Origin of the sequence: Cyanothece sp. BG0011 (assembly GCF_003013815.1) — a bacterium.
Classification (GTDB): Bacteria; Cyanobacteriota; Cyanobacteriia; order Cyanobacteriales; family Microcystaceae; genus Crocosphaera.
Window position 1 is genome coordinate 47,265 of the sequence record NZ_PRLH01000047.1, and the last position, 25,285, is coordinate 72,549.

Consider the following 25,285-nt stretch of genomic DNA (forward strand, 5'->3'; position numbering starts at 1 on the left):
TTTATTCTCCATTCATAATAAAATTATTACTCGATAATTTTTGTTTTAATTTAGGATAATGATAAGGATTAATGGTTAACATTTGATTATGCTTTTGAATCAGCCCTTGACGGCGTAAAACTTGTACTTTTCCCGTTACTTCTCCTTTGTCATCTCCTAAACTTTCTGCTAAATCTGATAAGGTTAAACTGCCATGTAATAATAAGGAATATAAAATGTATTGCTCAGGAAAATTTATCAAAGGTAAGTCAGATAATTCGGGATAGTTGGTTAGTAATTTCTCTTCAGTTTCTTCTGATTCTTCTCCTTCTTCTGTTTCTTTTTTTTGATAGATAGAATTGAGAAAAAGCTGTGCAGTAACAATACTTCCTCCCTCAGAAATATCGGCTAAATGCTCAAAATATTTTTTCCAATCGTCTTGATTCGTTTCTCCTGTATCTTCTAAAATTTGTTGTTCTATTTTAAATTTATCTAAGCCAATATCAAAGGATTCAATAATAGGATTCAGCCACTCTTGTAACGTTTCTGGAGAAAGTTTAGGTAAGACAAAAACTTCACCACAAAAAGCAGAAATATTGCTCACTAAATTTAAATATTGCCAACTCACTTCATTAGCCCCAATAATCCAAAAACGCTGTTGTGGATGTTGACAAAACAAAGATTGTAAATATTCAATGGTATCTAATCCTTCTACAGAACGAAGAAAACAAAAATCAAGATTAGGAATAACAAATATTTCTGAAATATCCTGTTTAGTTTTTATATTTTGCTCCTGTTCTTGTAAAAAATCTTCTAAAATAGAGACAATACGCTTCATATCAGTGGGTCTACCATCTAAAGGTAACACCTTGATAACTATTTGTTTTTGTAATGACCATTGTTTGATGCTATCTGCTATTAGAGGAGAAACAGCAGTAACGGGACTACTTAAGATAACCACTGAGTTATCTGCAGTTTCTGGATTATTTAACCAACGTTCAAAAGCATTATCGAGGGTTTCTATAATAGCTTCTTCTTCTGTCGGATTATTATCTAAATGATTAATTTTGTCTTGTATTTGTTGTTTGATATTGGCTGGTAATTCACGGGGTGACGGTTTGGGTTTTGGGATATGATTAGAGTCTTCTGTTTTCCAAGAAAAGAGAACATTGGACTGTTTAATCAGCCAATTTTGCAGTTTTGCAAGCATTGTTAGATTTGCATGGATAATAATTTATCTCTACTATACTCAAATCTTATAGCTTATTTAGGGACTCATAAAAAACTTTTTAGCTCGAAGTCTAAATATTTGTTACATTAAACAACAAACTTATTTCTACCCAACACACACCAACCCACCTTTTCAGTGGGTTCAATTGCTCTATGAAATATCTAACTTGTCTTTTATTAACTAGCTCGATATTCAGCAGTTTTATAGAGGTCGCATCAGGGGTTCAAACCTCTGTTTTAGTCAATAAAGGGGATATAAAGAAAGACGCACTCACTCTTCCTCAAGTTCCCTATGAAAAGACGCGCAATGTTCATCCTCCCTCTGTTCAAGAAACCAAAAGAAGACTCGCCCAAGAGATATCCATTCAAATTGCCAATGATATTGCCTATGGGTTAGTGGTGGCCCACGATAAAAAACAGATTGGATATGGAACCAAGATGTACCGAAAAGTACAAACTGCCATTAACTTGTTACGACGGGGAGCGGGCCTTAATGGTGCTTCTCGTCGCTCTGGGGTTCCTCGTTCTGTTTTAGACCAACTGATGAAATGGGGACAGGAACGGCCGGGGGCTTCTCTGTATCATGTAGAGTAAGAATCTAACAAATAATGCCAACTCCTGCCCTGCGGATATCTCCTATAGCTTCTAAAGAATGATTATCTGTGAATCTGACCCCATGAACCCCTCCAAAAAACATACTCAATTCTTGCCAAGGAATAATCTTTGTATTAGGAGGTAATTGTAGGTTTTCAAGGGTTGCTAATGGTTCTGTTGGTTCGAGATTAAACAGGTTATTTTCCCAGTGAATTCTGGGCTTGTTAATGGCTTCTTCTAGAGAAAAATTAAAATCTAATAAGTTAGAAATGACCTGTAAAAGAGCGGTTCTAATGCGGTTTGAGCCACCTGAGCCTAAAACGATTTCTGGTTTTCCTTCTTTAAGAATAAGGGTCGGAGACATCATCGAAGAAATACGACAATTACAGGGCCAACAATGGAACCCTAGGGGATTTAAATCCGCTTCTCCTAACATATTATTGAGCATAATTCCCGTATTAGGAATCACATAAGCTGACCCCTCTCCATTAGAGTTGGTCACACTGGCTGCATTCCCTTCTTCATCAATGACACTAATATGAGTGGTACTGCCCCATTTATTAATGGTTTGTTGTAACTTATTTTGAGACTCAAGAAGGTTTTTTTGACTTAAAAATTGACCAATTATATTATCTGCATACACATAATTATCATAGTTGATTTTTCTCGCATCGTTCGTTAATGCCATGACGGTTGCTAATAATTGGAGATGGTTTTTACTGCCAAACTCATAACCCTTTAAATCAACAGTTTCTAGAAGTTTAAGAGCATAATTAATTAAAATACCCCCTGAACTGGGAGGGGGATTGGTTAATAATTGATAACCTCTATAGTTAATTTGCAGAGGCTTTCTTTTTATGACACGATAAGAGGTTAAATCCTCTTGGGTTAAATAACCGCCGTCTTTCATATCGTTCAACATTTGATGAGCGATATCACCTTGATAAAATTCTTGAATACCTTTTTTAGCCAAGGTTTCTAACACATTGGCAAAATCTTTGACATAGGCTCTGTCTCCTATGTTTAATAACTGATTATTGGATAAATATAATTGTTGAGACTCGTGAGAAGCCCTTAAAATGGGTTCTAAAACTTCGAACGTTACGCGATTATAAGGGGTGACTTCATACCCATTTCTAGCATAGTCAATGGCGGGTTCTATGAGTACAGAAAAGGGTAACTTGCCCAGTTGCTGATGAACCTCAAATAATCCCATTAAACTACTCGGAATAGCAACGGAACCCCGACCAATATGAAACACTTGGGTTGCCCCACCAAAGTTAAGACTCACGGGATAAAAATCAATCTCTTCAACGGATTTTTTCATCCGAGGCGTCTGACAAAAAAAATCAAATAAAATACTTTGTTTATCGTGGGTATGGGCTAATAAAAAGCCTCCGCCGGCCGAGGAGGTTAAGGTAGATTCGACGACAAAAGAAGCTAACATAGCAGCGATCGCTGCATCAAAGGCATTTCCTCCCAATTCAAACATAATTTGACCGGCTTGGGCTGTTTTAGGATGTCCGGCGGCGATCGCTCCGTGGGTTTTTCGATTCATCAATTTGAGCTTGCTAACACTTCAACGACTGAATTAACCCCTAATTTTATCAATCCATGATTCGGACTCGATGAGTGACCACAGTAATTCCACCACTACGGACTAAAATGGCAGAAAGCCAGCGATTTTCGGGGGTTTCACCAGCAGGAACTCGTTTAAATAAGCCTCCCGACTGTAATAATTCTAGTTGCATGGTGGCAGGATCTAAGTAGCGATCGCTTTTTATGGCTTCGGTGGTGGCCATTCCGGCTAATAACTCATCACTCAAGGGTTCATCAACAATGACATCAAAATCAAAGCTTTCCCCTACTTTGACCGTTTCTGGTACATTTACGGTCACTTCTGGGGGGTTTTCTCCGGCGGTTAATCTCGTTTCTTCGTTTAAAATTTCCTGACGAACCAATTTATCCTCTTGGAAGGTTTGACGGGATTTAATTTTGCTTTCGAGTTGAATCTTTCGACCCCCTTCTTGCCGATTTCCGGTTACGGTGGTTAAGGTTTCAGCAACCCAACCGGTGGCTTTTTTTTCCCAGGATAACAGTTCGGTTGTGTAGTTCAAATCGGGATATTGTTCCCACAGTTGTTGCAACCCTTGGGTAAATTCATTTAACATTAACCCGTCGGCGGTTACATATTGGTCACTGTATAAGGAGCGAATACGTTCGATATCTTGTCGATTCCCTGCCGCATCTATCTGAGTGATCAGGGCTTTTAATTCCACGGGTGCAGTGTCAGGACTTTGGGCCCGTAGGCTTAAATGAGTTCCTAAACTCACACTGAGACCGATTATAACAGAGAGGAACCAACGGCGATACATCATACGTCTACCTTTTGTGAACTATCCTGATTAACCATACAGGATTTTCTCTTTATTGTAACGAATATTTTGTTTTTATGGCACGTTTATTAATCGCAGCCAGTGGGACTGGGGGTCATGTTTTTCCTGCTGTGGGAGTAGCAGAAAAACTATCAGATTACGAGATTCAATGGTTAGGAACCCCTAACCGTTTGGAACAGAGTTTAATCGGCGATCGCTATCCTTTTCATTCTATCTCTGTTGAGGGCTTTCAAACCCGTTCTCCTATTAAAAAGTTACAAATTTTATTAGGGTTAGTGGGTTCGGTTTTTGAAGTCAAGAAACTGATTGAACGAGAAAACATTGACGGGGTGTTTACCACTGGGGGATATATTGCCAGTCCTGCTATTTTAGCGGCGAAGTTATCAGGAATTCCGGCAATTCTTCACGAATCTAATTATATTCCAGGTAAGGTAACTAAGTTATTAAGTCGCTTTTGTCATACGGTTGCTTTGGGATTTGAAGGTACTGAAAAATATTTACCCAATACTTCAACTATTTGGGTAAGTACCCCTGTGCGATCGCAGTTTTATACACCCCAACCTTTAGACTTAAATATTCCTGACAATGTGCCTTTAATCGCCGTGATTGGAGGGTCTCAAGGGGCTGTTTCAGTTAATCAATTGGTGCGTCAATCTGTTCTGAGTTGGTTAGAAATGGGGGCTTATGTGGTACATTTAACTGGAAAAAATGACCCTGATGCTGATAGTTTTCAACATCCTCAATATATTTCTTTGCCCTTCTATGATAACATGGCTGGACTTTTACAAAGAGCCGATTTAGCGGTGAGTCGTGCTGGTGCAGGAACCTTAACAGAATTAGCCATTACTCAGACTCCTGCCATCTTAATTCCTTATCCTTTTGCAGCAGAAGATCATCAATCTTTTAATGCTCAAGTGTTTGTTAAAGCAGGGGCGGCTTATTGTTATCAACAAAAAGAGTTGACGGATGAAAAGTTAACTAATTTAGTTGTAGATTTATTGAAAAATCCCGATAAACTAAAGGAAATGTCGCAAAAAAGTTCGGAGTTAGCGGTTATGGATAGTGCGGAACAATTAGCTAAGTTAATACGAGAAAGTCTTTAAGATTTTGGGTCATTTATTTATCTTGACGACTGCCAAATAAATGAGTATAAACATAGGTGAATTCGCAACCTAAAAAGAAGATTTGACAAGTCAAGAAAATCCATAATAAAAGTACCATAAATCCCCCGACAATACCGTAAGCTCTAAATTGTTCACCAATGCGAATTACTCCATTACTCACTAAACTTTGAAGGAGGGAAAATAAACTAACAGAAATCAAAGCACCTATCCAAATATCACTCCATTTAACTTTAGTTGCAGGTAGGGTTTTATAGAGAATCATGACCACAGAAGTCAAGAGAAAAAAGGTAACACCTAGTTGTAAACTATTCCATAAAAAGGCTTCATCAATGCGGAACCAGGTAATCACTTGTTCCACATTTTTAATGATTTTTAAAACCACTTTCAAGGCGATATTAGACAGTAAAGAAACTAAAAGTAAAGCAGTTGAAATTAAGACTAAGAAAAAGGCAATAATTTGATTTTTAATAAAATTAATAACTGTCCAAATCCAGCCATTACGATGAGATTGACGATGATGGACTTTCCATATTTTATCAACGGCACGACCCAACGCACGAAAAATACGACTTGCGGTTATGAATAAAATAGAAAAACCGATAATTCCTGCCCCTAAGCTACTTTCGTTTAATTGAACTAAGGTACTTTCTACAATACGATAAGCTTCTATGGGTAATGCTCTTTTCGCAAAGACTAAAATTTGAGTATAAGCATTAGTATCAGGTCCTAAGATTAAACCAGTGATACTTAAAATGACCAGCAAGATAGGGAACAGAGAAAAAATGGCATAATAGGACAAGGCTGCCCCCATTTCTATACAGTCGTCTTGTTGCCATTTTATAACGGTACGGGTGAATAACTGTACTATTTTTGATGATAGTATTCGATTTTGGACAAATTCAATCACGGTTATATATTCAAGATTTATAATGATAAATATTTAGATTATAGTTAATTTACCAAAAATTCGATTATATAATTTATTTGGATTCATAGTTTAGATAAAAGTTTAACTTAAGTTAATAGTTTACTTAGATAGACTGGTTGATTATGTTTTTGTTCCAGAACAAAAATATTTATATAAGAGAAATAAATTCTAACAATAACTTAATTATTACATCAATAAGATTGGTTTATTTAGTTCCACTCTTCTATAGTTGGTTTATACAACCATTTATTAATCTTTTTTATATCCATAAAACCTTAAGTTAGGATAATTCTATTAGTTGTATAGTCCTAACAATATTTATTTTAAATTACACTAATCTAAATAGTACCCAAATTAGAGCAATTGATTAATCTTAAGGAACATAATATGACAATTATACGCCAATAAACTAAGATAGAATCTGAAGAATTAGATTAATATCAGTGACCACTCACCAGTTTAATACTTAATATTGAGGATACACTGTTCTACTTTTTTGACTTTTTGTGAGAACTTGATTAAAACTCAATATGATGCGGCCATTCTAAACCGTTGGGTAATATTTTAGGACCAAAAAGAAAATGAAGGACACGCCTTGATAACAAAGTAGAAGATTTAGAAGAAGCGTGAAGTAACAACGGCCGCATAATAATAATGTCTCCTTTTGTTACTAATAGCGTTTGTTCAGGAGTTGACTGTTTTAACTGATTAATTTTTTTCGGTTTTAAACTTCCATGATGATGAGAACAGGGAATAACCCGTAAAGGGCCGTTCTTGTTGGTAGAATCATCAAGATGTACCCTAACAGCTATCATAGTCTTAAGGATATTATCTGGTCCATGAATAAAAGTCATACCTTCTTTTTGTGACCAACCTGGCAATTTATGAGATACATTTGAAGAAATAGGAATACTTCGATCTTGATGAAAGGCAACAAACCAATTATTAGATATAGATTTGTTAAAATAAGTGCATTGTACAGGCACTAATGTTTTAATATTAGGTAAGGAATTAATTAGTTTTTGTTGAAGCGTTTTAGCCAAATTTTGACACCATTGATACTGTAATAAGCAACGGGTTCCGACTAAGTTAATATCTTCAATGTTACGGCTAATTTCATCACATTCTGAGGGAGAAAAACAATCTTTGATTATTTGATAGCCTAGAAGTGAAAAACTCATATATCATCTCAAGTTGGCATGAAAGCATAATTAAGCGATCGCTATCTTGGAAAAATCAACTAGACAGCGATCGCCTATCATCTTACGAGAATATTTACTCTTCGTCGTTTTCCTCTTCATCTTGAGGATAAACAAAACTATTGGATCGGCCAGATAGAACAGATTTACCTAAAGATAAGGCTTTTTGTGCTTCTAAGGCTGCGGTCCGTTTCCAGTGGGCCTTGCGTTGATCTCGTTTGGTGTTGGATGTTTTCTTCTTAGGGACTGCCATAGGACTTAAACATAAAATAATTACACAACCTTTCTATTATACGGTATTCTTTGGTTGACTTGCTACTCATAGGATCTTATTCTGCTAAAGAAGCTAATTCATCAAAGGTAATAAAACCATCCTGATTAAGATCACATTTATTAAAGGTGGATTCAACCGCTTTGCTAATATCAAAATCTGTATTGTTTCCCCAGATAGCTTCTAATAATTGTTTTAATTCTTCTCGATCAATTTTACCGTTATTATCTTGATCAATTTCATCAAAAAACTTTTTTTAATTCTTCGGTTTCGTGTTGATTTAAGGGAAGGTTCATGGTTAGTAACTCCTCTATTAATGACTAATTTGTATGGTCCAAGGTTCGCCGGATCGAGGAATACCAAACCCTGGTAAGTTTAATAATACTCCAATTTGATGAATATGATAACTTACCATTCCCATTTTACCAATTTCTAGGGTTAACTTATTAAATATTGTATCTTCCCACGGTTGTTTTTTCCCTTCTATTATTTCCCATTTTCTTTCTATTATAAATCCTGATTGTAAAAGACGGATAATTTTGTTTCCTTGAAAATAGCAAAAACTGACTGAATCTGATACCGTATAAGCTGCTAATCCTAATATTTTTTTATTAGGGAAAATTTGAGCGATTTCTTTACTATAAGAAACAACCTTTTTTGGTTCATCTATATAGAGTTGTATCCAAGGAGTTTCTTGATGATAACGAACGGGAAATTGATAACCTTCTTTAACTAAAATAGAGGCAATCTTTTTAATTTCTTCTATGTCAAATTTATCTCGACTATAAGATAAATAAATTGCTCCAAATTTACCCATTCTTTTAAATTATCGAATCGAGTTTTCTGTAGATACATAAGGTCTTAATAAGTTGTTAGCTTCATAGAAATAGAAAACATTAACAACCACACCCCCTCGCTTAATTTCTATTTTACCAATTTCTTTGATTTCTGTAAAAAAGGCTCTGAATTCATTGGTTAATTCTGGCATTTCATGAAACCGTTTTAAGGTAATATAAAGGGCATTTTTTCCTATCCATTGATCCGTATCGGGCCAAAAGTCAAAACCCCGTCTATCATAACTGAAACAAGTCACAGGAATGTCATGTAAGGGTTCTAATGCTAAATCAATTAATCCTGCTAAATAATAAGCATTTGTAAACAAAAAGTCTGACTGTTTTAAATAGTTCAATAATAGAGGAGACTCTGTTACTTGTTTTCTCAATTCTTCTACATCAATTAACTCAGTTGTGGGATCGGTTTCAGGGGTTAAAAACCCTCCTACTATAGCATTATGACTCGATGTAAATAAGGTTCCTGTGTTCAAATGAAGTAATAATAATAATAAAATAGTATTAATGGCGATCGCGCTACCAAATAACCATCGTTTGACCCATATTTTTGAATTATTTAACCATTGTTCTCCATAAAATCCTAATAGTAAAATCATGCCCCAATAACCGGGTATTGGCCAAGTCACTAATATTTGTTCTTTACCTCCTAATATAATTAATCCCAAGGTTAAAGGTAAAGATATCCAGTAAATAAACAATTTTTTATTGTTTAAATTGCTAACATTTTTTTTCTTAGATAATAATTGATAACCATCAAAATATAAACTTTTACTCATTACCCACCATAAAGGAAAGCCAATGGTAGGAAATAATAAAGCAATATTAACTCCTAAAACCCCTAAAGCATTGAGGAAATTATAAGATTTTTGAGGCGCATTGGGTACGGGTAAAAAGCGATCAAAAAGTTGAAACTTTAAAGAGATCCAATCATGTTGATAATTCCAAAATAACAAAGGAAATAAAGTTACAATAAATAAGAATAACCCTAAAATTGTCCAAGGGGAGATTAAAGCTTTACGGTGATTATTACTACATAAACAAAAGCCAACTAAACAAAATCCTAATACAAAACCATGATATTTACTTAAACAAGCTAATCCAATTAAAACCCCTAAAATACTGAGACGATAACTGGGTAAATAAGTTTGATTGCGTTTCGTAAAAAACTCATCAACAGCACAATATAAAGCCGCCGACCAAAAAAAAATCAAAGGACTATCGGGAAGGGTGATAATGCCAAAACCTAACTGAAAAATAGGAATAATTGATCCTAAGATTAACGTTATTTTTCCTGCTGTTTGACTAAATAATTTAGCAGTTGTTAAGTATAATAAATATAAACTGCCTGTATATAAAATTAAAGTGCCAATACGTAGAGTAAAAGGGGATGTAATTCCCGTTAACCAAATCCCGAAACCAGTGGTTAAAGCAACAAAAAGAGGATGATCAAAATAACTCCAATCTAAATGTTTAGTATAAAGATAATAATAGCCCTCATCGTAACCCGGTAACAGCCAAAAAGCAATCAAGGAACGAAATAATAAACCGAGCAATAATATTGAAACCACTGATGGAAACCCATCTAGTAAGGGAAACTTTTTATTAAAAACAGGATTTAAAAAAACTTTTTTTTGTAAAGTCATTATAGCTAATTAGGTTAGGACATTTTATATAAACTGAGGTTAACAATGCTCAATTCAATTCAAAATTTATTTTTGGGGATAAGTCCAAAACAAATAATATTCAATTCTAAATTATACATTCTGCATTCTAAATTACCTATAAATATCCTTCAACTAAAAAATCTTGATCCACTTGACGAAAACTAATATTTTCTAATAATAAAGCATCAGACATTTTGTCTAAACCTAAATCACCGATAGGAGAAGCAGCAGAGACACCGCCGATGATTTTCGGGGCAATAAAGGCCATAATTTTTTGAATGACCCCCTCCCTGATAGCTTGGGCCCCTAACACCCCACCACATTCCCACAAAACACTGCATAATTGTCGTTCATAGAGGGTATCCATAACCTGAGAAGGAGTTAAAGGAGATAATTCGATCACTTCTACCCCCTTATCTCGTAATTTTGCTTGTAAAGACGGATTTTTGCCCCATTCCGTAAACACAATGGTTGGTGCAATCTCAACATTCCAAAGATTAGCGTCTTCGGGTAAGTGGAAGTTACGACTCATCACCACGCGCAAAGGATTAACCCCGGTGGCTTGATGAATGGTCAAATGGGGATTATCTCGGCGTACCGTATTTCCCCCAACGATCACCCCATCACAAGCGGCCCTAGTTTGATGAACCAACTGACGAGACTTTGTTCCCGTCACCCAAGCACTATGGCCCGTACTGGTGGAAATTTTTCCATCAAGGGTCATGGCATATTTCAAGATACCAAAAGGTTGATGATAAAGAATACGGTGACAAAATCCTTCATTTAAACGATGACAGTCTGCCTCTTCAACCCCAACGGTAACCGCTATGCCGGCCTCTTTTAATCTCGCAATGCCTTTTCCTGAGACTAATGGGTTAGGATCGACCATCCCCACCACCACCCTAGCCACTTTAGCCGAAATTAACGCCTCAGTACAGGGGGGGGTACGACCATAGTGGTTACAGGGTTCTAAATTGACATAAACCGTAGCTCCTTGTGCATTTTCCCCTGCGTCTCGCAAAGCGAAAACCTCTGCATGGGGTTCTCCTGCTTTGGGGTGAAATCCCTCCCCAACAATTTTCCCATCCTTAACAATCACTGCACCCACCATCGGGTTAGGAGACGTATAACCCAACCCTCGACGGGCTAAAGTTAAGCATCTTTGCATCATCTGTTTATCGACTTTATCTAGGCTCATAGGATTTCCGATGATCAGGTCAAGACTGGCTTGATGATTTCATTCCCTTAAAGATAACTCAGTTATTTCTGTGACAGGTATAGGGAAAAGTCACTGAAAATTATTAAGTGACCTTGACGAAATTAGGTAATTCTTTTTAGAGTTTATACACTAAATAGGGAAGTGACTGCTAAAAAAACGTTTAATAAACAATTTAGTCATTTCCAGTGTTAATGATTTTGTTAATCATCTCCTAAAAATGGTATCAACACGAACAAAAAAAGATGTCCCTAGCTGGCAACCGTTAAAAACGATCGCCAGATCCTTTTCCCCTTATTGGATTGCTTGTATTCCTTTAGCAGCCATTATTACGATTGTTTTAAATAAGGCTGTTGTTGCTCAAGATGTAGAAGTTGACATATTAGCGATTACCGAAGCGACTCCTGAGGCGATTATTCAACTTCAAGGAACCCTTAACGCTATCTGGGTACTCATTGCGGCGATTCTCGTCATCTTCATGAATGCGGGTTTCGGGATGCTAGAAACTGGCTTTTGTCGTCATAAAAACGCTGTTAATATCCTCGCTAAGAACTTAATTGTGTTTGCCTTAGCCACCCTTGCTTATTGGGCGATCGGTTATTCTCTGATGTTTGGCGGGCCTGAAAATCCCATTATTGGGTCTGGGGGTTGGTTCCTCAGTGGGGAACCAGCGACCTATGGCCTGGAACCTTTTCCCGTTGGACTGCCTGTGTCGGTGGCTTTTTTATTCCAAGCCGCTTTTGCTGGAACGGCGGCCACCATTGTATCTGGGGCAGTGGCCGAACGGATCAAGTTCACTGACTTCTTAATTTTCAGTTTATTGTTAGTGGGGATTTCTTACCCGATCACAGGTCACTGGGTTTGGAGTGGCGGTTGGTTAGGTGCCCTGGGATTTAGTGACTTTGCTGGTTCTACGGTGGTTCACTCCGTTGGGGGTTGGGCTGCATTAATGGGGGCAGCGATCTTAGGCCCGAGAATGGGTAAATATGTAGATGGTCGTCCTCAAGCGATTCCTGGCCATAACATGAGTATTGCGACGTTAGGCTGTCTCATTCTTTGGATTGGTTGGTTTGGCTTTAACCCTGGTTCTGAACTAGCTGCTAACAGTGCGGTTCCTTACATTGCGGTGACCACCAACTTAGCGGCCGCGGCCGGTGGGGTTACTGCCACTTTCACTGCTTGGGCAAAGGACGGTAAACCTGACCTTTCGATGATTATTAATGGTATTCTCGCCGGATTAGTGGGCATTACCGCCGGTTGTAATGGCGTATCCTATTGGGGGGCTGTGATCATCGGTGCGGTGGCTGGTGTCATCGTTGTGTATTCCGTTAGTATTATTGATTCGGTTCTCAAAATAGATGATCCCGTCGGGGCGATTTCGGTTCACTTAGTCAATGGAATCTGGGGAACCCTAGCCGTTGGCTTATTTAACACCGAAGCCGGTTTATTTTACGGTGGCGGTATCGGTCAACTGATCAATCAAATTATTGGTATCGTTGCCATTGGTGTGTTCACGGTTGTCTTTAGTGGCATTGTTTGGAGTGTCCTTAAAGCCACAATGGGTATCCGTGTTAGTGCTGAAGAAGAACTCAATGGTCTTGATATTGGAGAACATGGCATGGAAGCTTATTATGGTTTTGTCAAAGAACCCGATGGCTTCGGGAGTACCGGTTCTCGTGGTATTAATGACGATGTTCCCACCAGTGCCGGAATGTAATTCATTTCCATCTTAATGATGAGTCCGCAATGATAGCGGACTTTTTTTTATCTTTCTCTCAGAAAGCTCACAGATTCTCCTCAGATTAATGGTTCATCGTAGACAGTGTTAAATGAAATTAAGAGGTGACACCGATGAAATTACACCGTTTTACTGCTTTTGGTCTTTCTTCTTCTTTATTACTTGCTTCTGCTCTTTCCTTACCCTTATTTTCCTCTCCAGTTTGGGCTAATCAAACAGAAGGGCAACTCATGGCTCAAGCCGTTTCTGTCTTATCTTCAAGCAACTTTATTACTGTCGAACAAGATCATCAAACTACGGGTCAAGTTCGTGTCATTCGTCTCAATGGCAAACGTTATCTAGACTTTGATTCTGAGTTTACTACCGCTCAAGGTCCAGACGTTCAAATTATTCTCTATCGGGGTAAAACAGTCCCCCTCAATGTTTCTGAAGACGATTATATTACTTTAGGTAAACTAAAAAGCTTTAAGGGTTCACAACGTTACGAAATTCCTGACAATATTGATTTAGATAATTTAAAATCAGTAGGCATCTGGTGTCGCAAATTTAATGTGACTTTTGCCTACGCTTCCCTCTAATTCTTATTATGGCGACTTTGAATTCACCCAAATGGGTGATTCGATTGGAGGAAGATTTTAAGGGCCGATTATCTTTCAATGGGGGGATGAGTTGTTAGCACTAAAAAGGGTAAAACTTGAAAAGTCCAACAGCAATTAAGCGATCGCCAGAAAATCAGATCAAACCTGTCTGTCTTTATGCTAAGCAATGTCCCTCTCTCCAAGCCATTAAGGCGATGAAGGAGGGCAAAGATATGGATAAGGTATTAAACCCAAAATCCCATGCAGAAACCGCCTTTGTGCGTGACTTTTTGAGTTACCTCAGTTTGTCGGCACTTTGTATTGTTTTGGGGCTTTTTATTGGGGTTTTAGGCTATCATTGGACCGCCGGACTCCCTTGGCTTGATGCCATGGTAGAAGCATCCATGATTCTCAGTGGCATGGGTCCGGTTAATCCTTTATTAACCAACGGGGCCAAATTATTTGCTTCTCTTTATGCTCTATTTAGTGGGTTAGTCTTTGTGTTAGCCATGGGGGTGGTTTTATCCCCTCTAATTTATAGCTTAATGAAACAGTTACGACTCAATAAATGTCAAAAAGATTAGATTTTCAGTAACCCTTCATATCGGGTTTCGACTTGAGCAATTAATTCCCGTAAGTTGGGATCGTTTTCTAATATTTCCCAGACTTGAAAGATATAATCGTCAGAAACTTCCTCTAATTTACAGTTTCGTTGTGGTAGTAAAGATAAATATTTTTCTAATAAACGAGTCGTTCCTAATAACCATTGTCCCTTCTCTTCATCTTCTATTTGGTCATACAATTTTTTGCCATTGTTTAAAGCGGTTTCAATTCGGGTTAATTTGGTTTTTTCTTGTTGAATCATCCATTGCTGCATATCTTCAGGATATTCTTTAAATCTTTCTCTAATATTCATACTTCAGGCAATCGTAATAACAAATTGAAAGTGTATCTCATAAGAGTGAGAAACGCTATATTTTTTCACTCTTGTGGTTTTATTAATTAATATTACTTATTTCAATTAAAAAATTTATTGTTTATTTTTATAGCAAAAAGTCCTTAATATAACTTAACAAAAAATAATATTTGGCTGATTTTCCTCAAATTTGACCGAAAATCGGTTTGTAAAGTTACGTAAATTTTTCAAATGTGCTATCTTAAGATAGAGTAGTCATACTTTGTGTAAAAATAGATTGAAATTCCTTAAAACCCTATATTTTCTGTACTTTTTACCTTCAAACTTTCAAAAATGACCTGAGCTAACTCAATTAATACTTAAATACTATTCAATAAGATTTGTAAAATTTAATTGACACAAAGAAGAGTAAATAGTAGGGAGATAATTAATTAAAATTTCCTAAAAAACTTATCCTCAAGGAAAAAATACCGATTCAATAGAAGCAAGATTTAATTGAATTGGTTTTATGCACGAACTGGGTATTACTCAAAATATTGTTGCTATAGTCTCAGAACAAGCCAGAGGTGCATCGGTTAAGCGAGTGACCTTAGAAATAGGGAAACTGTCAGCAATTATGCCGGATGCCATTCGTTTCTGTTTTGATCTGTGTTGTCAAGATACCCTTTTAGAAGGTGCAACCTTAGAAATTATTGAAACAGAAGGAAGAGGAAAATGTCGTCATTGTGGACAAGAAATGGAGTTAACTCAACCCTTCGGACAATGCGATCGCTGCGATAGTTTTGACTTAGATATTATTAAAGGACAAGAATTACAAATTAAAGAAATGGAGGTAGAAGAATTATGTGTGTAACTTGCGGTTGTTCTGAGGATAATGATGTTACTTTAACCAATGTAGCAACGGGGGAAACCCAAGCAATGAAGGGTCATCATACCCATACACTAGAAGATGGGACAGTTATTACTCATTCCCACGATCATCACTCTCATGATCACCCTCATGATCACGGCCCAGAAATCCATGCTAAAATGCACGGTACAACCATAACCTTAGAAGAAAAGATTTTACAGAAAAATGACTTAATGGCTGCTCAAAATCGTGGCTATTTTAAAGGTCGTAATATTCTAGCATTAAATTTAGTGAGTTCTCCCGGTTCAGGAAAAACCACCCTTTTAACAAGGACCATTAATGACTTAAAAGATAACATTAAAATTAATGTGATTGAAGGGGATCAAGAAACGGCCAATGATGCTCAAAAAATCAAAGAAACGGGTTGTAAAGTGGTACAAATTAACACAGGGACTGGTTGCCATCTAGAAGCATCGATGGTGGAAAAAGGCTATACCGAATTAAACCCCGAACCCAATTCAATTTTAATGATTGAGAATGTGGGTAATTTAGTTTGTCCTGCTTTATTTGATCTCGGAGAAGCAGCCAAAGTGGCTATCCTATCGGTGACGGAAGGAGAAGACAAACCCATCAAATACCCTCATATGTTCCGAGAAAGTAAAGTGATGATTTTAACTAAAATTGACTTACTGCCTTACGTTCAATTTGATGTGAAAAAATGCCTTGAATATGCCCAACAAGTTAACCCTTCCTTAACGATCTTTCAAGTTTCATCGGTAACAGGAGAAGGGTTATCTTCTTGGTATGATTGGTTAAACAATGCTTCGGTGAAATAACTGAATTGATCTACAAATTAAACTCCTGTAAAGCAGGATAAAAGTTACTATTTTCGTGACTGGGACGACTTAATTTGATTAAAGCAAATCGTTGTAAGGGGGTCAATTGATTCCATTGTTCTAGGGTAATTTCTTTGTTAAATTCTGCTGCTTTTTCTTGAATTTCTACAGGAATCTGCTCATTATTTAACCAAGCTGGATGATCATCAATGGGTAAAGTTTTAGCGGGACTTCCTGTTTTTTCAGTGACTAAGGTTTGCAAAAAATCTCGATATAAGTTTGCTTCTTCGGGGGTTTCACAAGCCATGGTAACTAAGACTTGTTTTTCTGGGGAAGTGAATTGATTCCAGTGATTTAATTTCAGTTTGACCCCACAACTATCTAACTTGAGACGGACGATCATGGGAATACAATGTAAAGACTCGACAAATTCTTGTTCAAATTGAAAAAAATGATCCATAGTATTTAATATTGACGAAGCAGTCAGAGGATAAGCGTTAAAAGAGAAGTCGCACTCAGGTTAAAATATAACTCGCTGATTATCAATATATTCCTGTGGCTAATTCTAACGTTTCTGATTCTCTTTTGCGTACTCCTTTATACGATCTCATTGTTCAACAGAAAGCGAGAATGACTGCGTTTTCGGGTTGGGAAATGCCGGTACAGTTTACGGGATTGAAAGTGGAACATCACGCTGTCAGGACTGAGGTGGGAATGTTTGATATTTCTCACATGGGTAAGTTTACGTTAGAGGGAGAGGGGTTAATCTCTGTGTTACAGTCTCTCGTTCCTTCTGACTTAAGCCGGTTAACCCCTGGTAAAGCCCAATATACCGTATTGTTAAACCCGGATGGGGGTATTATTGACGACATTATTATTTACTGTCAAGGGGAAGACAAAGCGGTTATTATTGTCAATGCAGGGACGAAAGATAAAGATAAAAAATGGATATTATCGAATTTAGGGACAAGCAGTCTTAATTTTACCGATTTATCTCAAGACAGAGTTTTATTAGCGATTCAAGGCCCCGAAACAGTAGAAAGATTACAGCCTTTGGTTGAGGGGGATCTCACGCAACTATCGTTCTTTGGCCATACCGAAACTAAAGTGTTAGGATACCCTGCCTTTGTGGCCCGGACTGGATACACCGGAGAAGATGGCTTTGAGGTGATGATCGATCCTGAAGGGGGAAAAGAGTTATGGCGATCGCTACTTGAAGTCGGGGTTACCCCTTGTGGGTTAGGGGCCAGAGATACCCTCCGCTTAGAAGCCGCCATGTCTTTATACGGGCAAGATATCGATGATCATACCACTCCTCTAGAAGCCGGCTTAAAATGGCTGGTGCATTTGGATCAAAAAGGTGAGTTTGTGGGGCGAGAGGTGTTAGAAAAACAAGCCGAAGAAGGGGTAAAACGGCGTTTAGTGGGGTTAGAAATGGAAGGACGACATATTGCCCGTCATGGCTATCCGGTGGCTTCTGGGGGCAAAATTGTGGGGGAAGTCACCAGTGGAACCCTGGGCCCCACGGTAGGAAAAGCGATCGCCTTGGCTTATGTTCCTAGGGAGTTAAGCAAAATAGGAACCAGGGTTGAGGTGGAAATTAGAGGAAAACGCTACCCGGCTAAAGTGGTTAAAAAGCCTTTTTATAAGTCGGAAAATCGTTAATTTGGGGAACAGGGAATAGGGAACGGGGAACAGAATGTTTTAGACAATTATCTAATATAAGTAAACTGACATCTTGCACGCCTTACAAAAAAACTTGATGACTTAAAAGCAGTTTAACTCACAATAAACTCCTATTGCCTGTTGCCTGTTGCCTTTTGCCTGTTGCCTGTTGCCTCTCTCAACTAGCTAGTGTTATCGAAGGTGCAAGATATTATGAAAATTCCCCGTAGATTATGGCTGATATTTGGAATTAGCAGTTTAATTTTATTTTTTTTTGCAAGTTTACGTCATTGGTTATTTCAGTCTAATGCGTTAGATTTAGGTTGGTTTGATCAATCCCTTTATTTAATTAGTCAAGGAAAACCCCCCATTGTTTCTTTTTCTGAGGATCATATTTTGGGGGATCATGCTGCTTTTATTTTTTATCCGTTATCGTTATTTTATATTATATATCCTGATGTTCATTGGTTATTTTTAGTCCAAGCGATCGCTTTATCGGTTTCTATTTTCCCTTTATATTTTTTAGCTAAACAAGCAGATTTAAAAGAAAATTTAGCGTTAACTATCGTTGGTGTTTATTTACTTTATCCTTTAATTTTTAATGTTAATTTATTTGATTTCCATTCAGAAGTCATTGCTTTACCTGCTATCTTTTGGGCAGTGTTAGCAGCCAGATCAAAACAATTTTTACAGTTTATTAGTGCTATTGTTTTAATTTTAAGTTGTAAAGCGGTTTTATCCTTAACCGTTGCAGCCATGGCGGTGTGGTTATTATTATTTGAAAAAAGAAAAAAGTATGGATTTTTAGCATTATGTTTAGGGGTATTTTGGTTTATTATCACCACACAATTAATTATCCCTCAATTTAGTGGGGATGAAGTGGCAGCAGTGGGACGTTATTCTTTTTTAGGGGACTCAGTAATAGAGATTATAATTAATTTAATTTTGCAACCGAATATTATATTAAGTCGCTTTTTTACTTTAGCCAATTTAGAATATATTATCTTATTATTAATTCCTGTTATTTGGGGTTTATCCCCTCGTTATTTAACCCCTTTAGTCTCAGCAATTCCTGCATTAACTTTAAATTTATTAACTGATTATCAACCTCAAAAAGATTTAGTACATCAATATGCTATTCCTATTTTACCCTTTTTATTATTGTCAGTCATAGCAACTTTAGCAGCCAATAAAGGGTTAATTCGTCAGCCTAAATATATAATAATCTGGTCATTGATTGCTTTTTTAGCCTTAGGTAAATATGGTTATTTTACCTCTCGATATTTAGAACAAATCGATACTTTATCAGCCATGAGAGAAGGGGTAAACTTAGTTCCTGATGAGGTAAAAGTCTTAACCTCTCCTCAGATTTCACCTCATTTAACCCATCGTTCAGTGATTAAATTAGCCATTAAAGATCGAGAACCCATTGATGTAGAAAAGTTCGATTCTATTTTACTCAATACTCGTTATTCGGGATGGCCAAATTCACAAGATACGGTTAACAATTTAGTCAATCAACTCAAAAACAATTCAAACTTTATTTTATCTTATAACAAAAATGGTGTATTTTTATTTAATTCAATTGATTAACCCTGAAACTCATATTTTGTACCTTCGCTAACACCCCCCACACCCCCCACACCCCCCACACCCCCCACACCCCCACACCCCCCACACCCCCCACACCCCCCACACCCCCCACACCCCCCTTTATAAGGGGGGCAGGGGGGGTAAGGGGCAGGGGGGGTAAGGGGCAGGGGGGGTAGGCAAGGGTTCTCCCCCTCACAAAAGGGGGAGTTAGAGGGGGTGACAAGAGTATTTGATTTTGATGGTAACTTATTCAGAATTAATTACCTTATCATAATTATTAAGTTTATTTATTTTGGTGCAAGATGTCAGTTAAACAATTATATTCAAACAATAGCAACCCTAAATTTTCAATCAATCTTCTGATCAAGGGAAGATTATCTGAGTTTAGGATTGCTACATTAAGAAGCTTATTCATGTAATAATTTGATGCTTATTCCTGTAGATAAGTGGCTAAGAAACAACTGAAAAATAATCCCTAGAAAAAAGAATCTTCTACCATTACCTCCATAGGAGTACCGGTTCCTGGTGGGGGATAAATTCTAATTTTTGCTGTATTACTTAAGGTTTGTAAACTCTCAGCAAATAAGGGAATCGATTGTAAAACGTACCAATTTAAGCGATTATTAGGACAAATAACTACTAAAGTTAAACCCTTACTTCTAATGGTGACATCCCATCCACATTGCCTTAATAAATCTTGTGTCATCGGGTCACAATTATTATAAAAAATTTCTCCGGCTACTTCTTCTAATTCCCAAGAAAGTTCACGGTAACTCGCCTCAAAAGAAGGTAAATCATCAGGGGGTAAACAGGGTCTGGTCATGATTAATTCTCTCACTAATGGGTCAAATAAATATCTTAACTAAGCATCGAAAAAAGCAAACCAACCAACAACTTTTAATAACTTAATTCCACGTCGTTAATGTCTCGGTTATCTATCCAATCTAAGACTTCATCTAACTGATATAAATCAATAAATCCGTATTGCCAAAGTACCATCGGCAGAGAACCCATGGAAGTTTCAGTAAACTTAACAGCCATTTTCAAAGCATCAGCAGGAATGGCTAGTTTATGGCGTAAATATTCGAGAAGTGGCGTTTGTAAATCTTTGGTCATGGTTTTTTCTCTTACGATTAATCATTTAGTCTTTTTTAATTTTCTAGTCTTGATTGTAGGTAAATAATTTTCTAAACACAGCCGGAAAAACACGGCAATACCTACGGATATAATTGAAGTATCCGTAGTTTCACTCAATCATCTTATGGTCTTAGTTAAACAAGTGTTGATTGAGGCTTTTTGCAGTTGTCTTAAACTTACAAAGAAAGGCGTTTTAATAGGTGTAAATGCTGGTCTACTGAAGCGAAGGTATTAGCCAACATCATGCCACTGGCCGCCACTGCCGGTAAGCCTATCCCTGGAAAAGTAGAGTCACCACAACACCATAACCCATCTATGGGGGTGTTGGGGCCAGGAAACAAGGCTTTTCCGGCTTGGATAGCGGGCCCGTAAGAACCCCGATGACGACGTAAAAACCGTTCATGGGTTAAGGGGGTTCCTACTAAAGAAACGGAAATGCGATGGCGGATATCAGGGATAATACGTTCTAATGCTTGCCACATCACCTGACTTCTGCCTTCTTTTTGTTGCTGATAGGCGTTACTATTACGCTTTAAGTCAGACCAAAGATGATAAGGTTCGTTACCGGGGGTATAAACATGGATGGTGTGTTTTCCGGGAGGGGCTAAACTGGGATCAAGTAGGGAGGGAATAGACACTAAAATGACGTTTTGTTCTGCTGTAATGCCTTTTTCCCAGTCGTTGACCACAATATGATGACAAGGCAAGTCCGACGGTAAGTTATCACCCTCAATACCGAGATGAAGATGTAAAAAACTGTCACAGGGTGGTGTTTGTTGTTTTTGGGTTCGCCACTGTTGGGAAACTGCATCTAGGGGTAATAGCTTCAAGGTATCCCAAACCGACGCATTAGAAATAACGCCACGAGTAGCGGTTAAAGTGTCACCGTTCCCTAGTTTGACCCCGATAGCTTGATTATTTTTCACTAAAATCTGCTCAACGTGGGCGTTTAACTGGAGTTTACCGCCATTTTTAGTTAAACCCCGAACCAAAGCATCCACTAAGGCCCCACTTCCCCCCACAGGATAATCTAACTTGACCCCTGGCCGATACCAGTCAGCAAACATAAAGGCCATTTCGGCGGCGCTGGTTCCGGTGGCCGGAAGTCCGGATAAGAGGAAGCAAAGCAAGTCTAACCAATGATGAATAAATGGATCATTAATCACTTCATCAGCAATGGTACTGAAAGGCCCGGTTAGCTTTAAAACTTGTTTACTTTTCAACAGTAAACTGGGGGCAAACTTGCCGACGGTTAAGATAGCATTCCAGTCGAAACGAAGGGCCGCAGGGGGTAGGGCAACACTAGCTTTGGCTAAGGGTTTCATCACTTGTTGCAACTTACGCCATTCTTTAACGGCCTCGTTTCCCCGTAACTGTCGCAAAATATCGCAAAATTGATCGGCCCCGACGGAGGTGTTAAAGTTACCTTCGGGTAAGTAACAACCCCAGGTGTCGTAGTTAAGACAGGGTAAAGGTTCCCCAATAGCGTCTAATACTTGTTTTAAGGGGTTGGGGGAAGGAGAATAGGAAAGACCAGAGTATAATGAGGGGCCAGAGTCAAAAATAAAGCCATCCCGTTGAAAACTGTGGGCAGCCCCTCCTGGAATGGTATGACTTTCGCAAACAGTAACATCTAAGCCATAATGGGCTAATAAGGCCGCGCAACTGAGTCCGCCAATACCACTACCAATAATAATAATTTCTGTATTAGACATGGTTAATCATAATAATTAATAATTTTACTTGTCGGGAAAAGGTGGGCAATATTGATTGTTCAGTATCCTCATCCTCTATATTAAAAATTTGCCCACCCTACTAACTACCAATAACAATAATTTCGGCGTTAGACATGGTTAATAATTGAACTATTTTATCAAGTTAATTGACAAGTAATCTGGTTACTTTTTTTGATGACTTTTCCAATAATTTGACTATCAGTGTAACCGGCTCTGACTAATTCTTGCAAACAGCGATCGCTATTTTCTTCGGGGATGGATGCCAATAACCCCCCAGAGGTTTGAGGATCAAATAACAAAGAATAGTTAGGGGATTTTTCCCTATCTTTATTAACGGTTAAATAAGTTTCGTTTTCTAAGTTTTTGGGGTGCAAAGAACTGGTAATTCCTTGTTTAATGGTTTCTATTGCCCCTGTTAGGATGGGAATTTTATCTAAGTTTAATTCTACGGATACTTGAGACGCTTTCATCATTTCTACTAAATGACCCACTAAACCAAATCCTGTGATATCTGTACAAGCGGATGCTTCAAATTGTAAGAATATTTCTGAGGCTTTTTGATTAGAAACCAACATTGATTGTATGGCATTATCGATCCAGTATCCTTTCGCTTGATAAACCATTTCTGCTGCTAATAAAGTTCCGATTCCTAATGGTTTAGTTAAAATCAGTTTATCCTGAGCTTGCATCCCACTTTTAGATAAAATTCGATTGGGTAAAATAAAGCCATTGCAAGATAAACCAAACCCTAGTTTTTCCCCTTGTAAGGTATGTCCTCCAATTAAAGATATTTCATATTGCTTTAAAATTGTTAGAGATCCTTGTAATAATTGATATAGAATTTCTTCGAGGACAGAATCGACTCCATAAGGTAAAGTAATAAGAGCAGAAACACTATGAGCTTTTGCCCCCATGGCCCATAAATCACTTAAACAATGATTCGTCGTAATTTGTCCAAATATAAAAGGATCACTGATCAAACTCGGAAAGTAATCAACGGTTTCCACTAATAATTCTTGTTCACTAATATCAATAATAGCTGCATCATCGGGAGAGGTTAAACCGACAAGAATTTCTGGATTTTGAGCAATATCTAATCTTTTTAAGCTTCTGTCTAATAGAGAACTTCCTACTTTAGAAGCACAGCCATTACAAGGCATAAACTTTTTATTTTTTAACTGTTTTTTAGGTTGATTCTTATCGGAAAAAAGCTCATTTTTGAGGGTAGCCCATAGATTCGTTGTTTCTTGGGAATCCATAGCCGAAAAATCTTTAAACCTATCCATAAACTTACGATCAATATGATCTTTCCAAGTCCATAACCAAGATGCTTCTAACCCGAAACTTCCCCAAGAGGCGATCGCTTTTTTATTACCAGTACCAATTAAACTTAAATAAAATTTTTGTGGGTGATAAGATTGTAATTTATTGCCTAAAAGAATGGATTGTAAATTATTAAATAAAGGTTGACCTTGACGCACTGCAAATACACCGGCTTTCGGTCTAGAATAGTTTTGCATGGTGGCAATATCTCCCGCGGCAAAAATATGAGGATGAGAGACAGATTGTAAATAATCATTGACTAAAATAAATCCTTTTTTATCGGTAGTAATTCCTGTTTTCTCTATCCACTGGGGTGCAGATGCTTGCGTAACTAAAAAGACAAAATCTGACTCTATCTTTAGCCCAGAATTACAAGTGATTATATAATGATGGGGAGAATTAGGGGTTATCTCTGTAACTGTTTCGTTGAGATAAACATTAGTTCCATTTTCTAACAAAAGAGATTCTACTTTTTGACTTGCCCAATGACTATGTCCGATTAATAAATTATCGCCCTGATGAATTAAGTTAAGGTTTAAATTATCCGCATTTTCTAAAATATTTAGTAAAGAAGTTCTCATATTAAATGCTAATTCCACACCCCCTGCACCCCCTCCAATAATTGTTAAGCTATAAGATTGTTTAGGATGGGTTTGAATTGTTTTTTTTACCTTCTCCCATGCCATTAAAAATTGACCCACTGGTTTAGCAGGAATGGCATAATCTGAGGCTCCTGAAATGTTAGTTTTTTTAGGAATACTACCAATATCAATGGATAAATAATCAAAAGCAATGGGGGGATGTTCTTGACAAATAACCTGCTTATTTTCTAAGTCTAAATTGATCACAGTATCATGATAAAAATTAGCTTGAGCAAACTGAGCTAAACACCGTAAATCAATATGGGTTTCTTCAAATGTATAGAAACCTGCCACTTGACCCGGTAACATACCCGAATAAGGGGTATGGGTTCTATCACCAATTAAGGTTAAACGTACCCCAGGAATAGGATTCATTCCCCATAATTTTAGAACAATGGCATGACTATGACCCCCACCAATTAAAACAAGATTATCCGTCAATTGTGTTAGATTAGATTTCATGAGAAACTAAGAAAATCACCTTATTTTATTTTAACCAGTTTAGGAGATAAAAGTGTTAAAAATTATTGTAATATTGGGATTAATCTGTGTTTCTTGGAGTATGATAATTTCATCGGCTCAAGCTGAGTTTTGTCGACAAATTAAGGGTCATCAAGTTTGTCTTGTGAAAATTAAACGGAGTGCGAAGAATTATTGGGAATATCGCGCTTCAGTTAAAATTGACCAAGAAATAAGACCCATAGAAATTTATGATTGTCGTCAACGTCATCGTATGACTCAAGAGGGTGATATCATTCCCTTTAAATCTGATGGAGTCGGCCAACTAATTTGTCGTGTTTTGAATAAATAGATTATAAAT

The 25,285-nt window shown here is 37.4% G+C and carries 26 protein-coding genes; 10 read left to right on the forward strand and 16 right to left on the reverse strand.

All coding sequences use genetic code 11. From position 1 onward, the window contains the following. Position 1 precedes the first annotated feature (1 nt). The gene (locus tag C4E06_RS06155) at positions 2 to 1,189 is read right to left on the reverse strand and encodes a helix-turn-helix domain-containing protein (RefSeq protein WP_107667256.1); all 1,188 of its coding nucleotides are present in this window, start codon (positions 1,187 to 1,189) and stop codon (positions 2 to 4) included. A 173-nt stretch (positions 1,190 to 1,362) separates the two neighbouring features. Here C4E06_RS06155 and C4E06_RS06160 point away from each other — a divergent pair, with 173 nt between their 5' ends. Further along, a complete protein-coding gene (locus C4E06_RS06160; protein ID WP_107667257.1) occupies positions 1,363 to 1,803 on the forward strand; it encodes a hypothetical protein in 441 nt (146 codons plus the stop codon). Positions 1,804 to 1,807: 4 nt separating this feature from the next. On the opposite strand, the gene ggt is transcribed toward C4E06_RS06160, so the two are convergent. Together ggt and C4E06_RS06170 are read right to left on the reverse strand one after the other, a co-directional pair. After that, positions 1,808 to 3,361 (reverse strand): gamma-glutamyltransferase, encoded by a 1,554-nt coding sequence (ggt, locus tag C4E06_RS06165; RefSeq protein ID WP_107667258.1) that lies wholly within the window; start codon positions 3,359 to 3,361, stop codon positions 1,808 to 1,810. 49 nt (positions 3,362 to 3,410) lie between these two features. Continuing rightward, complete coding sequence (locus C4E06_RS06170) at positions 3,411 to 4,181, reverse strand: hypothetical protein (protein ID WP_107667259.1); 771 nt, start codon at positions 4,179 to 4,181, stop codon at positions 3,411 to 3,413. Between the two features lie 74 nt (positions 4,182 to 4,255). Here C4E06_RS06170 and murG point away from each other — a divergent pair, with 74 nt between their 5' ends. Further along, positions 4,256 to 5,302: an undecaprenyldiphospho-muramoylpentapeptide beta-N-acetylglucosaminyltransferase gene (gene murG / locus C4E06_RS06175; RefSeq protein ID WP_107667260.1), complete on the forward strand. Its 1,047-nt coding sequence runs from the start codon at positions 4,256 to 4,258 to the stop codon at positions 5,300 to 5,302. Positions 5,303 to 5,315: 13 nt separating this feature from the next. Here the strand turns inward: murG and C4E06_RS06180 are convergent, their stop codons facing one another. The 7 genes from C4E06_RS06180 to ribD form a co-directional block, all read right to left on the reverse strand. Further along, the gene (locus C4E06_RS06180) at positions 5,316 to 6,230 is read right to left on the reverse strand and encodes a YihY/virulence factor BrkB family protein (RefSeq protein WP_107667261.1); all 915 of its coding nucleotides are present in this window, start codon (positions 6,228 to 6,230) and stop codon (positions 5,316 to 5,318) included. A gap of 539 nt (positions 6,231 to 6,769) precedes the next feature. Further along, positions 6,770 to 7,432, reverse strand: coding sequence for a phytanoyl-CoA dioxygenase family protein (locus tag C4E06_RS06185; protein WP_107667262.1), 663 nt, complete (start codon positions 7,430 to 7,432; stop codon positions 6,770 to 6,772). A 94-nt stretch (positions 7,433 to 7,526) separates the two neighbouring features. Next, complete coding sequence (gene rpmF / locus C4E06_RS06190; protein ID WP_107667263.1) at positions 7,527 to 7,703, reverse strand: 50S ribosomal protein L32; 177 nt, start codon at positions 7,701 to 7,703, stop codon at positions 7,527 to 7,529. Between the two features lie 76 nt (positions 7,704 to 7,779). After that, complete coding sequence (locus tag C4E06_RS29485; protein ID WP_198648373.1) at positions 7,780 to 7,959, reverse strand: EF-hand domain-containing protein; 180 nt, start codon at positions 7,957 to 7,959, stop codon at positions 7,780 to 7,782. A gap of 75 nt (positions 7,960 to 8,034) precedes the next feature. Then, positions 8,035 to 8,538 (reverse strand): hypothetical protein, encoded by a 504-nt coding sequence (locus tag C4E06_RS06200; RefSeq protein ID WP_107667264.1) that lies wholly within the window; start codon positions 8,536 to 8,538, stop codon positions 8,035 to 8,037. 9 nt (positions 8,539 to 8,547) lie between these two features. Beyond that, complete coding sequence (locus C4E06_RS06205) at positions 8,548 to 10,215, reverse strand: glycosyltransferase family 39 protein (RefSeq protein WP_198648369.1); 1,668 nt, start codon at positions 10,213 to 10,215, stop codon at positions 8,548 to 8,550. A gap of 136 nt (positions 10,216 to 10,351) precedes the next feature. Continuing rightward, positions 10,352 to 11,434 (reverse strand): bifunctional diaminohydroxyphosphoribosylaminopyrimidine deaminase/5-amino-6-(5-phosphoribosylamino)uracil reductase RibD, encoded by a 1,083-nt coding sequence (gene ribD, locus C4E06_RS06210; protein ID WP_107667265.1) that lies wholly within the window; start codon positions 11,432 to 11,434, stop codon positions 10,352 to 10,354. A 238-nt stretch (positions 11,435 to 11,672) separates the two neighbouring features. Here ribD and C4E06_RS06215 point away from each other — a divergent pair, with 238 nt between their 5' ends. The 3 genes from C4E06_RS06215 to C4E06_RS06225 all read left to right on the forward strand — a co-directional run bounded on the left by C4E06_RS06215 (position 11,673) and on the right by C4E06_RS06225 (position 14,352). Next, entirely contained in the window at positions 11,673 to 13,169 is a 1,497-nt protein-coding gene (locus C4E06_RS06215) for an ammonium transporter (protein WP_107667266.1), read from the forward strand. Positions 13,170 to 13,303: 134 nt separating this feature from the next. Further along, the gene (locus C4E06_RS06220) at positions 13,304 to 13,768 is read left to right on the forward strand and encodes a DM13 domain-containing protein (RefSeq protein ID WP_107667267.1); all 465 of its coding nucleotides are present in this window, start codon (positions 13,304 to 13,306) and stop codon (positions 13,766 to 13,768) included. Between the two features lie 116 nt (positions 13,769 to 13,884). After that, the gene (locus tag C4E06_RS06225) at positions 13,885 to 14,352 is read left to right on the forward strand and encodes a hypothetical protein (protein ID WP_198648370.1); all 468 of its coding nucleotides are present in this window, start codon (positions 13,885 to 13,887) and stop codon (positions 14,350 to 14,352) included. Here C4E06_RS06225 and C4E06_RS06230 read toward each other — a convergent pair. After that, a complete protein-coding gene (locus C4E06_RS06230; protein ID WP_107667269.1) occupies positions 14,349 to 14,684 on the reverse strand; it encodes a hypothetical protein in 336 nt (111 codons plus the stop codon). The genes C4E06_RS06225 and C4E06_RS06230 overlap by 4 nt on opposite strands. 508 nt (positions 14,685 to 15,192) lie before the next feature. Here C4E06_RS06230 and hypA point away from each other — a divergent pair. Together hypA and hypB are read left to right on the forward strand one after the other, a co-directional pair. Beyond that, positions 15,193 to 15,537, forward strand: coding sequence for a hydrogenase maturation nickel metallochaperone HypA (hypA, locus tag C4E06_RS06235; protein WP_107667270.1), 345 nt, complete (start codon positions 15,193 to 15,195; stop codon positions 15,535 to 15,537). Beyond that, positions 15,528 to 16,370, forward strand: a complete 843-nt coding sequence (gene hypB / locus C4E06_RS06240) for a hydrogenase nickel incorporation protein HypB (RefSeq protein ID WP_107667271.1) — start codon at positions 15,528 to 15,530, stop codon at positions 16,368 to 16,370. Before hypA ends, hypB begins: the two co-directional genes overlap by 10 nt. 10 nt (positions 16,371 to 16,380) lie before the next feature. On the opposite strand, the gene C4E06_RS06245 is transcribed toward hypB, so the two are convergent. After that, positions 16,381 to 16,830 carry a nitrate reductase associated protein gene (locus C4E06_RS06245; protein WP_107667272.1) on the reverse strand — a complete coding sequence of 150 codons (450 nt, stop codon included), beginning with the start codon at positions 16,828 to 16,830 and terminating at the stop codon, positions 16,381 to 16,383. Between the two features lie 95 nt (positions 16,831 to 16,925). Here C4E06_RS06245 and gcvT point away from each other — a divergent pair, with 95 nt between their 5' ends. Together gcvT and C4E06_RS06255 are read left to right on the forward strand one after the other, a co-directional pair. Then, positions 16,926 to 18,035 carry a glycine cleavage system aminomethyltransferase GcvT gene (gene gcvT / locus C4E06_RS06250; protein ID WP_107667273.1) on the forward strand — a complete coding sequence of 370 codons (1,110 nt, stop codon included), beginning with the start codon at positions 16,926 to 16,928 and terminating at the stop codon, positions 18,033 to 18,035. Positions 18,036 to 18,248: 213 nt separating this feature from the next. Next, the gene (locus C4E06_RS06255) at positions 18,249 to 19,628 is read left to right on the forward strand and encodes a DUF2079 domain-containing protein (RefSeq protein WP_107667274.1); all 1,380 of its coding nucleotides are present in this window, start codon (positions 18,249 to 18,251) and stop codon (positions 19,626 to 19,628) included. A 475-nt stretch (positions 19,629 to 20,103) separates the two neighbouring features. On the opposite strand, the gene C4E06_RS06265 is transcribed toward C4E06_RS06255, so the two are convergent. The 4 genes from C4E06_RS06265 to selD form a co-directional block, all read right to left on the reverse strand. Next, entirely contained in the window at positions 20,104 to 20,451 is a 348-nt protein-coding gene (locus tag C4E06_RS06265; RefSeq protein WP_107667276.1) for a hypothetical protein, read from the reverse strand. 74 nt (positions 20,452 to 20,525) lie between these two features. Then, positions 20,526 to 20,744 carry a DUF2949 domain-containing protein gene (locus C4E06_RS06270; RefSeq protein ID WP_107667277.1) on the reverse strand — a complete coding sequence of 73 codons (219 nt, stop codon included), beginning with the start codon at positions 20,742 to 20,744 and terminating at the stop codon, positions 20,526 to 20,528. A 197-nt stretch (positions 20,745 to 20,941) separates the two neighbouring features. Next, positions 20,942 to 22,480 (reverse strand): NAD(P)/FAD-dependent oxidoreductase, encoded by a 1,539-nt coding sequence (locus tag C4E06_RS06275; protein ID WP_107667278.1) that lies wholly within the window; start codon positions 22,478 to 22,480, stop codon positions 20,942 to 20,944. Positions 22,481 to 22,638: 158 nt separating this feature from the next. After that, positions 22,639 to 24,927: a selenide, water dikinase SelD gene (gene selD / locus C4E06_RS06280; protein WP_107667279.1), complete on the reverse strand. Its 2,289-nt coding sequence runs from the start codon at positions 24,925 to 24,927 to the stop codon at positions 22,639 to 22,641. Between the two features lie 52 nt (positions 24,928 to 24,979). Between selD and C4E06_RS06285 the strand changes: the two genes are divergently transcribed. Continuing rightward, a complete protein-coding gene (locus C4E06_RS06285; protein WP_107667280.1) occupies positions 24,980 to 25,276 on the forward strand; it encodes a hypothetical protein in 297 nt (98 codons plus the stop codon). Positions 25,277 to 25,285 lie beyond the last annotated feature (9 nt).

Excerpts from the sequence above, each read along its gene's own strand:
- C4E06_RS06155 (WP_107667256.1), bottom strand. The coding sequence starts at position 1,189 with ATGCTTGCAAAACTGCAAAATTGGCTGATTAAACAGTCCAATGTTCTC.
- C4E06_RS06160 (WP_107667257.1), top strand. The coding sequence starts at position 1,363 with ATGAAATATCTAACTTGTCTTTTATTAACTAGCTCGATATTCAGCAGT.
- ggt (WP_107667258.1), bottom strand. The coding sequence starts at position 3,361 with ATGAATCGAAAAACCCACGGAGCGATCGCCGCCGGACATCCTAAAACA.
- C4E06_RS06170 (WP_107667259.1), bottom strand. The coding sequence starts at position 4,181 with ATGATGTATCGCCGTTGGTTCCTCTCTGTTATAATCGGTCTCAGTGTG.
- murG (WP_107667260.1), top strand. The coding sequence starts at position 4,256 with ATGGCACGTTTATTAATCGCAGCCAGTGGGACTGGGGGTCATGTTTTT.
- C4E06_RS06185 (WP_107667262.1), bottom strand. The coding sequence starts at position 7,432 with ATGAGTTTTTCACTTCTAGGCTATCAAATAATCAAAGATTGTTTTTCT.
- rpmF (WP_107667263.1), bottom strand. The coding sequence starts at position 7,703 with ATGGCAGTCCCTAAGAAGAAAACATCCAACACCAAACGAGATCAACGC.
- C4E06_RS06200 (WP_107667264.1), bottom strand. The coding sequence starts at position 8,538 with ATGGGTAAATTTGGAGCAATTTATTTATCTTATAGTCGAGATAAATTT.
- C4E06_RS06205 (WP_198648369.1), bottom strand. The coding sequence starts at position 10,215 with ATGACTTTACAAAAAAAAGTTTTTTTAAATCCTGTTTTTAATAAAAAG.
- ribD (WP_107667265.1), bottom strand. The coding sequence starts at position 11,434 with ATGAGCCTAGATAAAGTCGATAAACAGATGATGCAAAGATGCTTAACT.
- C4E06_RS06215 (WP_107667266.1), top strand. The coding sequence starts at position 11,673 with ATGGTATCAACACGAACAAAAAAAGATGTCCCTAGCTGGCAACCGTTA.
- C4E06_RS06220 (WP_107667267.1), top strand. The coding sequence starts at position 13,304 with ATGAAATTACACCGTTTTACTGCTTTTGGTCTTTCTTCTTCTTTATTA.
- C4E06_RS06230 (WP_107667269.1), bottom strand. The coding sequence starts at position 14,684 with ATGAATATTAGAGAAAGATTTAAAGAATATCCTGAAGATATGCAGCAA.
- hypA (WP_107667270.1), top strand. The coding sequence starts at position 15,193 with ATGCACGAACTGGGTATTACTCAAAATATTGTTGCTATAGTCTCAGAA.
- hypB (WP_107667271.1), top strand. The coding sequence starts at position 15,528 with ATGTGTGTAACTTGCGGTTGTTCTGAGGATAATGATGTTACTTTAACC.
- C4E06_RS06245 (WP_107667272.1), bottom strand. The coding sequence starts at position 16,830 with ATGGATCATTTTTTTCAATTTGAACAAGAATTTGTCGAGTCTTTACAT.
- C4E06_RS06255 (WP_107667274.1), top strand. The coding sequence starts at position 18,249 with ATGAAAATTCCCCGTAGATTATGGCTGATATTTGGAATTAGCAGTTTA.
- C4E06_RS06265 (WP_107667276.1), bottom strand. The coding sequence starts at position 20,451 with ATGACCAGACCCTGTTTACCCCCTGATGATTTACCTTCTTTTGAGGCG.
- C4E06_RS06270 (WP_107667277.1), bottom strand. The coding sequence starts at position 20,744 with ATGACCAAAGATTTACAAACGCCACTTCTCGAATATTTACGCCATAAA.
- C4E06_RS06275 (WP_107667278.1), bottom strand. The coding sequence starts at position 22,480 with ATGTCTAATACAGAAATTATTATTATTGGTAGTGGTATTGGCGGACTC.
- selD (WP_107667279.1), bottom strand. The coding sequence starts at position 24,927 with ATGAAATCTAATCTAACACAATTGACGGATAATCTTGTTTTAATTGGT.